This is a genomic window from Spirabiliibacterium falconis (assembly GCF_014885015.1).
GTDB classification, from domain to species: domain Bacteria; phylum Pseudomonadota; class Gammaproteobacteria; order Enterobacterales; family Pasteurellaceae; genus Spirabiliibacterium; species Spirabiliibacterium falconis.
In genome coordinates this window covers 1-9780 of sequence record NZ_JABMIJ010000002.1, presented here as the reverse complement: position 1 = coordinate 9780, position 9780 = coordinate 1, and the positions used below count along the sequence as shown (strand labels likewise).

Here is a 9780-nt window from a genome sequence, read left to right as displayed (position 1 = left end):
ATCGCATTCGTTGTAAAGACATATTTTTACTATATTAATTGAAACCGCACATTGATACGAGTGAAAAGTGCGACACAACCGTGATATAGATCACAGTTTTTCTAATTTGGCGATGTGAGCAATCAGCCATTTGATACCTTGATTTTGAAATGCGATTTGTAGGCGTGTATTTTTATCCGCGCCTTCAACATTAATAATCGTGCCCTGTCCAAATTTATTGTGTACCACTTTCTGCCCGACTTGCCATTCACTGTCATGAGTGAGCATGCCGCTCGTACGTTGACTTGGTTGAAATGTGCAAGTCACGCTGCCACGCAGGCGGATTTCTTGCACGCAATCTTTCGGCAATTCAGCCACAAAGCGTGAAATTGTATGTCGCTCTTCTTTGCCATAAAGGCGGCGGCTTTCGGCATAGGTGAGCGTTAGTTTTTGCATCGCACGCGTAATCCCAACATACGCTAAACGCCGCTCTTCTTCCAGCCTTCCCGGCTCTTCTAGCGCCATGCGGCTTGGAAAAATACCTTCTTCTGCACCCACAATGAATACACGGGGAAATTCCAGCCCTTTGGCAGAATGTAACGTCATCATTTCAACGCAGGCTTGATGGCTATCAGCCTGCCCTTCTCCCGCCTCAAGCGAGGCATTGGTTAAAAATGCCGTTAAATCACTCATGTCTTCTGCTTCATCAGGTTTAATAAACCCACGCGCCGCTGAGACAAGCTCTTCTAAGTTTTCGATCCGCACTTCTCCTTTTTCACCTTTTTCTTGTTGATACATCGCATACAAGCCAGCGTGTTTGATGACATAATCGGTTTGTGCAAACAACGGCATTTCAAGTGTTTCCTGATCTAACGCATTGACTAACTCGGTGAAACGGAAAAGTGCGGTCAGAGATCGCTGGGAAAGTAAGTTATCATGTGAAGCAATATTAATCGCTTGCCATAATGTTACCCCTCGCTCTCGCGTGATCTCACGTAGCGTATCCAAAGTGCGGTTGCCAATGCCGCGGGCTGGTGTGTTGACGACTCGCTCAAACGCAGCGTCATCGTGGCGATTAGCAATAAGACGCAAATAGGCTAACGCATCTTTAATCTCTTGGCGTTCAAAAAAGCGTACGCCACCATAGATACGATACGGCACGTTAGCTTGAATAAAGGCTTCTTCCAGCACGCGTGATTGGCTATTACTGCGGTATAAAATCGCACAATCAGGATATTCTCCACCGTCATCTACCCATTTTTGTACTTGAGAGACCACGAAACGTGCTTCATCCAGTTCATTAAATGCACAATAGATGCCGACAGGTTCACCCTCCCCACCGTCTGTCCACAAATTTTTTCCTAATCGCTCGGCGTTATTGGCGATCAATTCATTCGCTGCACGCAAAATATTGCCACTCGAACGGTAATTTTGCTCAAGGCGAATAGTTTGTGCTTTAGGATAATCGGCTAAAAAACGTTGAATATTTTCTACACGTGCACCACGCCAACCATAAATTGATTGATCATCATCGCCGACAATCATCACATTGCCTTGCCCGCCCGCCAACAGTTTGATCCACGCATATTGGATGGTATTGGTATCTTGAAATTCATCAATCAAAATATGCCGAAAACGTTGTTGATAACGTTGTAAAATCAGCGGTTTTTTCAGCCACAGTTCATAAGCACGCAAAAGCAATTCTGCAAAATCAAGCAACCCTGCACGATCACACGCATCTTGATAAATTCGATAAATTTCAACCCATTCCCGTTCTTGATAATGGGCATTATCCAAATGCTGTGGTCGACGACCTTCGTCTTTTTGGTGATTGATATACCATGCCACTTGTTTCGGCGGGAAATTTTTTTCATCATAATAGTGCAGTTTCAACAACCGCTTAATCATTCGCTGCTGATCTTCGCTATCCATAATTTGAAAATCCTGCGGCAAATTCGCATCCATATGGTGCGCACGCAAAATGCGATTAGCAATGCTGTGAAACGTGCCAATCCACATGCCACGATTGCCTTGATAGCTCTCGCGTTGCAAGGTGGCAAAAATGCGCTGACGCATCTCAGCGGCGGCTTTGTTGGTGAACGTCACGGCCAAAATCTCGCCCTCGCGCACGTCCTCAACGCCAATCAGCCATGCAATGCGGTGTGTTAATACCCGCGTTTTGCCCGAGCCTGCACCCGCTAACACCAAATAATTTCCCAGCGGTGCTGCCACCGCCTCACGCTGATGCGTATTTAATCCGTCAAGAAGCTCTGAAAAATCCATGCCGACCGCACTTTTACTGGTTATTTATCCAGTGATTATACGGTTTTTTTGAACAGAATTAAATGCCCAAATCACAAAGTGCGGTTAAAACGGTACAGGTGCAGTAAACGTGATGTGCTCTTTGCTAAGTGGATGCGTAAAACTTAACTGCTCAGCGTGCAATGCAAGGCGCGGGCTGAGGGCTTTCGCGGCTGGGTGGGCGTAAAATTTATCACCAATAATGGGGTGTCCGAGAGCAAGCATATGTACCCGCAATTGGTGTGAACGACCTGTAATCGGTGTCAGTTGCACTCGTGCGGTGTTGTTGGCGTTATATGCCAGCACCTGATAAAAGGTGGCCGCCGTTTTTCCAATATTAAAGTCAATGCGTTGGCGAGGGCGATTTTCCCAATCACAAATTAAGGGTAAATTGATTACGCCTTTACGTTGATGAGGATGCCCCCACACAATGGCTTGATAACGTTTTTGCGTTTCGCGTTCACGAAATTGACGCTTGAGATCTTTCTCTGCCATTTTGCTCAGCGCAAACAGAATAATACCACTGGTTGCCATATCTAAGCGATGCACAGGTTCTGCAAACCCAAACTTTTGTTGCACACGAACCGTGGCACTGTCGCGATATTCTTCGCGATTGCCTGGTACGGAAAGTAATCCGCTCGGTTTATTGACCACTGCAATATGGTTGTCGAAATAGAGCAGATCAAGCCAAGGGTCGGTTGGAGGATCGTAATGAATGAGTGCCATATTATTCCTTATTACTCACGATTAAACGTACGCTATCAAGACGCACGCTGGCATTCGCAAGAAAATGTGCCATATCACGTTCAGCGGTGATAAGTGATTCAATTTCTGTTTGACGAATCGCACCATTAACCGCCGCGAGTGCCTTCAGCCGTGTAATTTCAGCCTGCATTTGCGTGTGCATCGTTTCTGTGGCGTGGGCTATCATAACCGCACTTTGCTGTTTTACCAAGGGTTGGGCATGTGCAATTGCATGTTCTACAATGGATTTTGTCATGGCAATCATTTGCTGCCCCATGCCTTTCGGGACATTTTTTAATTGTGCTTGTAAGGTGTGGCTGGCAACGTGCACACTCAAATCTCGCCCTTGACGATCCAGCAATAGCCGAATTGGCGTTGGCGGTAAAAAGCGCGTTAATTGCAAGGCGTTAGGTGCTTGCGTGTGTAGCACAAACACCAATTCGACGAAGCTCGTGCCAACAGGCAGGGCTGGGTTTATCAGTAACGCAACCGCACTTTTTCCTAAATCACTTGCCAGTACAAAATCAATGCCTTGCCGAATAAAGCGACTGTCCCACGTTAAAAATTGCACCTCTTCACGCGCAAGTGCAAACGTGCGGTCAAACGTGGCACTGATGCCTTCGTCAGGCAAGGTGATGAAATCACTGAGCATATTCTCGCCTGCACGCAGTAAAAAATGCGTGTCACTTAAACTTTCGCAGTCTATTCCCACGCACTCAAAAAGCCGTTGTGCAAAATCAGCTAACGCTGGGTTTTCATCGTCTTTCGCGATGCCATTGGCAAGTGCTACCGCACGCTGTCCACCATTTGAATGATATTCCAGCAATTTATCACGCCCTTGTGCCAAACACGCCGCTAATTGCGCCTTGCGCGCTTGAGTTTGTGCAATCACCGTTTGAAATTGCACATCATCAGCTACGGTGATCAGTTCTTGCCATTCAGCAAATAGCGTTTCACCCATAGGGCAGGTTTGCGCAAACGCATTCAACCCATGATGATACCACTGCACTAAGCGTGCCTGTGCAGAATGAGAAAAATAGGGCACAATAATCTCGATTTGTGCACCTTGTCCAATGCGATCGAGCCGTCCAATGGCTTGTTCTAAGCGATCAGGATGATCGGGTATGTCGAATAACATTAAGCCGCTGGCAAACTGAAAGTTTCTCCCTTCTGCACCAATGGCAGAACAGATCAGCAATCTGGCACCCTGCTCTTGTTCAGCAAAATACGCCGCCGCCCGATCACGCTCAAGCAGACTCATTTGTTCATGAAATAAAGCACAACGGATGCCCAAACGCGTACGCAGTGCCTGCTCAATCGCGATCGCAGTATCCGCATAGTGACATAATAGCACCCATTTCTGTGCATTATCTTGTTGCAAACACGCTACAATTTCACTGATACGAGGATCAAATTGCCACCATGGCGTTGTATTATCTTGCTGTGCATAATGCCATTGTGGTGCAAGGGTATGTGCAACATGCTCATATTGCACCGGTAAAGGCAATTCAATTAACCGCACTTCACGTTTCGGGAAACCTTTTATGCTTAACCGTGTATTACGAAATAGCACACGGCTCGTTCCGTGGCGATCGAGCAAAGCATCAATTGTTGCCTGACGGTTATTTTCCGTTACGCTAAAGTGCGGTTGGTATAGTAATTCACCGATGAGCTTGCATTCAGACACACTCAAGGGCTGCTCATCAAGCAATTTATTGATAATTTGTACTACTCGCTGATAGCCATCCTGTTCGTTTTGAAAAGCGTTAAAATCATAAAATCGATGCGGATCCAGCAATCGCAAACGCGCAAAATGGCTCTCTAGCCCTAATTGTTCGGGGGTTGCAGACAATAACAACACTGATGGAATCGCCTGCGCCAGTGTCTCGATCGCACAATATTCCTCACTGGCTTGCTCCAGCGACCACGCTAAATGATGAGCCTCATCCATCACCAACATATCAATTTCTGCCTGTTGTGCAAGCTCCGTCCGTTCAGGCGAGTTGAGCAGCCACGTAAGAGAGCAAATCAATAAGGCGTTTTGCCTAAATGGATTTGCCGCATCATCATTGCCCAATAAACTAAACGGCAAATCAAAGCGGCGACGCATTTCAACTAGCCATTGGTATTGCAAATGATCCGGCACAACAATTAACACACGCTGAATTTTTTCACTCAACAATTGATGCTGAATGATTAAGCCCGCTTCAATGGTTTTGCCTAGCCCGACTTCATCAGCCAATAACACTCTTGGTGCTGTTCGCTCGCCAACCTGCTTGGCGATATGCAATTGATGCGGAATGAGTGCCGCACGAGCACCTCGCAAGCCACGCCATGGCGACTGAAATTGAGCGTGCTGTGCCCGCAAGGCTTGAAGGCGCAGGTCAAAGCATTGATGACGATCAAATTGCCCAGAAAACAACCGCACTTTCACATTACTAAACGTCAAACGGTGTGCAATTTGGCTCTCGGGCAACTCAACATATTGCCCCGTATCTAACCGTGCCCCAGCATACAGAAGAATACCGTCAATTGCTGTACACCGTTCCACTTTCAATTGCCAACCTTCAGCACTTTCAATGGTATCATCAACCGCAAAGGTCAAACGCTGTAACGGTGCATTTTGCACAGAATATAACCGCTCTTCGCCTACTTGCGGAAAATAGAGTCGGACTTGCCGCCCTAAAAGTGCGGTAACAATCCCTAATCCAAGCTGGCTTTCACTTTCACAAAACCAACGTTGCCCGACGGCAAAATGCTGCATTGTTGTCTCTTTTTCGCTGTTTTTCATGAGCATTATTATAAAACAAATTACGATACCCTGATATTTTTTCCCTAAATGAAAAATAAAAATCACAAAATATAAAAAATCACTACGCAAAATTTATTTTTGTGATATATAATTTACCCAATTTATTTTAATGAGGATAAAAATATGACAATGTGGCTACAAAAACTCAAAACCGAGTTATTTTCTGGCTGGACGCCTTTTGAAGCATTTTGGCTTTTACTTTTTCTTGCGGTGCAAATTGGCGTTTATATCTACGAACCCGATTCCTTATTAGGCATGATTTCAGGAATTAGTGGCATTATATGCGTGGTGTTTGTCGGCAAAGGAAAAATCAGTAACTATCTTTTTGGGCTGATTTTCGCCTATACCTATTTTTATGTGGCTTGGGAAAACAAATTTTATGGTGAAATGACCACAACACTCTATGTGTACATTCCCGCACAATTTATCGGTTATTTCCTATGGAAAGCCAATATGCAACGCGAAAGCAGTGGCGATGAATTAGTCAAAGCGAAAGCCTTAACGCTCAAGGAATGGATGATGACATTAGTGGGTATTGCCGTTGCGTCAGCTGCATTTATCGCCTTTTTAAAAACCACCGATGGCAATTCTGTCGGACTTGACGGAGTAACAACCGTTATGGTGGTTGCTGCACAATTATTAATGATTTTACGCTATCGCGAACAATGGCTATTTTGGATTGCCATCAATATTCTCTCCATTATCTTGTGGTATGACACCACCACCCCAGCCATGTTCATCATGTATAGTGCTTACTTGCTCAACTCACTCTACGGTTACTACAACTGGACTAAACTGAGCAAACAAACTCAGCTCAATTAAGACAAAAAGTGCGGTCAACCAGACCGCACTTTTTACATTAAAATCGCAGATAAAACGCCCGTGTTAATTGTCGATAATCTGCGCTGTAATCGTCTCCAGCATGGATGACTAAGGCTCGATGAATACACGCCTTCGGTTGCATGGCAAAACGCAATAACATGCGACTCGGTGATTTTTGCACAGTGGTAGCAACATCAACTCGCTCAATGCAATGCAGTTGATGAACCGCACTTTGTGTCAGCAATTTAAGCCCAGCATCATAAGGTAAGACCAATGCTATCGCCCCAGAACAACGCAACATCGTTTTGGCGCATAATAGCCAATCCAGATGCGACCTCAATGCACTATGCCCCACATAACGCGCGGTGTCTCGTGCCTGAGCACGACACGCGATTCCAGCTGGAAAATAAGGCGGATTTGCTACAATGAGATCAAATTGTTGCGTATTTTTGTTCGCAAACGCAGCAACATCATCATGGAATACCGCAATATGCTGTGCCCATGGACTTTGCAATATATTATCACAAGCTTGCTGATAAGCATTGCGCTCAATTTCCAACGCCGAAATCATAAAGTGCGGTTGCTGCTGCAAACGCTGAGCTAACATCAGGCTTAAAATGCCACAACCACAGCCCATATCTAGCACCGTCTGCACAGCCTCTAGCCCAACCCAACTGCCTAATAAAATGCTATCCGTACCGACTTTCATCGCACAGTGATCATCTTGAATATAAAATTGTTTAAATTGAAATCCCATCGCTAAACTCAATTCATCTTAATAAAAAAGTGCGGTTTGTTGCCAATCTCGTTATAATCAAGGCAACAAGAAAGGACACCTTATGACAACATTTGATCAATTTGATTTACACCCCGCTTTGCTTAAAGCCATTGCCGCCAAAGGCTACACACGCCCGATGGACATTCAGGTTCAAACCATTGAACCTGCACTCGACAAACGCGACATTTTAGGTTCTGCCCCAACTGGCACAGGTAAAACTGCCGCATTTTTAATTCCTGCGATACAACATTTACTCGATTTTCCTCGTAAAAAACCAGGCGCACCACGTATTCTTATTCTAACACCAACGCGTGAACTTGCCCTACAAGTTGCTCAACAAGCCGAAGAATTATGCCAGTTTACCCCCCTTAACGTCACCACTATCACGGGTGGTGTGGCATTTATCAATCACGCAGAAGCCTTTAACGAAACCCAAGATATTGTGGTCGCCACGCCAGGGCGATTATTACAATACATCAAAGAAGAGCATTTTGACTGCCGCACTATTGAAATGCTAATTTTTGATGAAGCCGATCGCTTGCTCGAAATGGGTTTTGGGCAAGATGCAGAAACCATCGCCGCCGAAACACGCTGGCGTGAGCAAACGTTACTATTTTCTGCTACACTTGAAGGTGATTTGCTCCACGATTTCAGTGTACGCTTACTGAATAATCCACAAAAAGTGGAGGCCCAACCCAGCCGACGAGAACGTAAAAAAATCCATCAATGGATGTGCCATGCCGACAGCAAAGAACACAAATTTAAGCTACTGGTGCGTATTATTGAAAATGAGCAAATTAAGCGTGCCATCGTATTTGTTCGCAAACGTGAGGATGTTCGCCCCTTAAGTGAAATGCTCCGCAAACGCAATATCCGCAGCACCTATCTTGAAGGTGAGATGGCACAGACGCAACGCAACAATGCCATCGACAAACTCAAAAATGGTATTGTCAACGTGCTGGTAGCAACCGATGTGGCAGCGCGTGGGATAGATATTGACGATGTGGATTTTGTATTCAATTACGATCTCCCTTATAGTGCAGATGTTTACCTTCACCGCATTGGTCGCACAGCACGTGCAGGCAAAAAGGGCACAGCGGTTTGCCTTGTGGAAGCACACGACTACAAACTGCTCGGGAAAATTCGTCGCTATACTCAAGAACTCATCAAACCACGAGTAATTGATGGGCTTGAGCCACGCACCAAAGCCCCTAAAGATGACGGCAAGAAATCACCCAGTAAAAAACAAAAAGCACGCATCAAAGCGAAAAAAGCAGAAAAGAAAGAGACACAAAAGAAAATAAAACAACGACACCGCGATCGCAAAAATATTGGCAAGCGGAAAACAGCGTCATCATCAATATAATTTTTATTAGCAAAGTGCGGTTAGACCGCACTTTTATTTTTTACACTGTTTTTATTTCATTTCCTAATAGTTTCATATATAAACTATATATTACAAAAATAACATTAATTTTCCAAAATTTGATCTAATTTGCTATTTTTGCTATCCTTTATTATGAATTTGAAATAATCCTATTTCAAATTCATATTTGCTTGGCTTACAAGTAAATAGCAATAACAATAAATTGGAGGATTCCGAATGAAACATACTTATTTAGCCGTAGCATTATTAGCTAGTTTAGGTTTAGTGGCTTGTAGCAGCAGTGATGATGATAAAAGCACTGAAGATAAAGTAAAAGAAGAAGCAGGTCGTATTGAAGATCAAGTAAAAAACAAATATCAAGATCTTGAAGACTTAACTAAAGACGGCGTTGAATCAGTGAAAGGAAAAATTCACGCAATTAAAGTGGGTGATAAAACCTATGATTTAACCGATGCAAAAGGCTCAAAAGAGTTTAAAAACTTTAAAGAGAAAAAAGACGATGCTAACACCATTATTACCAGTAAAGATTACGAAGACAGCAACTTCGGTGTTGTTAAGTTAGCTGACCATGGTAAATTCTTTAGTTATGGTGTACCGACAAAAGATATGCCACAAGAAGGTAAAGCAAACTATTTCGGTGGGGCATTATTTACAAAAGATAATGGCAAAACATTAGAATCAGGTCGTACAAATATCGGTGTTGATTTTGGTAAACGCACAATTGATGGAAATATTGTTTCAGATAACAATAAAGAAATTACATCCTTTAAAGCGGGTTTTGATAAAGGTGCAAACCAATTTGACGATGATGGCGTAAAAGGTCGATTCTATGGCGAGAATGCAGCTGAAATCAGTGGTAAATTTGATAAAGGCGGATACACTGGTGTATTCGGAGGTAAAAAAGGTAAATAAAATTCACTGTTTAAAGCCACGCATCGCGTGGCTTTTTTGTATATT

Annotated in this window: 7 protein-coding genes; 3 read left to right on the top strand and 4 right to left on the bottom strand. The window is 44.0% G+C overall.

Features of this window, described 5'->3' with window-relative positions:
* Positions 1 to 90: 90 nt before the first annotated feature.
* From uvrD to rapA, 3 genes are all read right to left on the bottom strand, one after another.
* Positions 91 to 2262, bottom strand: coding sequence for a DNA helicase II (uvrD, locus tag HPC40_RS00790; protein WP_208117580.1), 2172 nt, complete (start codon positions 2260 to 2262; stop codon positions 91 to 93).
* Positions 2263 to 2346: 84 nt separating this feature from the next.
* Entirely contained in the window at positions 2347 to 3006 is a 660-nt protein-coding gene (gene rluA / locus HPC40_RS00785; RefSeq protein ID WP_208117579.1) for a bifunctional tRNA pseudouridine(32) synthase/23S rRNA pseudouridine(746) synthase RluA, read from the bottom strand.
* Between the two features lies 1 nt (position 3007).
* The gene (gene rapA, locus HPC40_RS00780) at positions 3008 to 5788 is read right to left on the bottom strand and encodes an RNA polymerase-associated protein RapA (RefSeq protein WP_208117578.1); all 2781 of its coding nucleotides are present in this window, start codon (positions 5786 to 5788) and stop codon (positions 3008 to 3010) included.
* Positions 5789 to 5965: 177 nt separating this feature from the next.
* Between rapA and pnuC the strand changes: the two genes are divergently transcribed.
* Entirely contained in the window at positions 5966 to 6658 is a 693-nt protein-coding gene (pnuC, locus tag HPC40_RS00775; protein ID WP_208117581.1) for a nicotinamide riboside transporter PnuC, read from the top strand.
* Between the two features lie 37 nt (positions 6659 to 6695).
* Here the strand turns inward: pnuC and HPC40_RS00770 are convergent, their stop codons facing one another.
* Positions 6696 to 7415: a tRNA1(Val) (adenine(37)-N6)-methyltransferase gene (locus HPC40_RS00770; protein WP_208117577.1), complete on the bottom strand. Its 720-nt coding sequence runs from the start codon at positions 7413 to 7415 to the stop codon at positions 6696 to 6698.
* An 82-nt stretch (positions 7416 to 7497) separates the two neighbouring features.
* On the opposite strand from HPC40_RS00770, the gene srmB reads away from it, so the two are divergent.
* A complete protein-coding gene (gene srmB, locus HPC40_RS00765) occupies positions 7498 to 8802 on the top strand; it encodes an ATP-dependent RNA helicase SrmB (RefSeq protein ID WP_208117576.1) in 1305 nt (434 codons plus the stop codon).
* A gap of 237 nt (positions 8803 to 9039) precedes the next feature.
* A complete protein-coding gene (locus HPC40_RS00760) occupies positions 9040 to 9735 on the top strand; it encodes a transferrin-binding protein-like solute binding protein (protein ID WP_208117575.1) in 696 nt (231 codons plus the stop codon).
* The last annotated feature ends 45 nt before the right edge of the window (positions 9736 to 9780 follow it).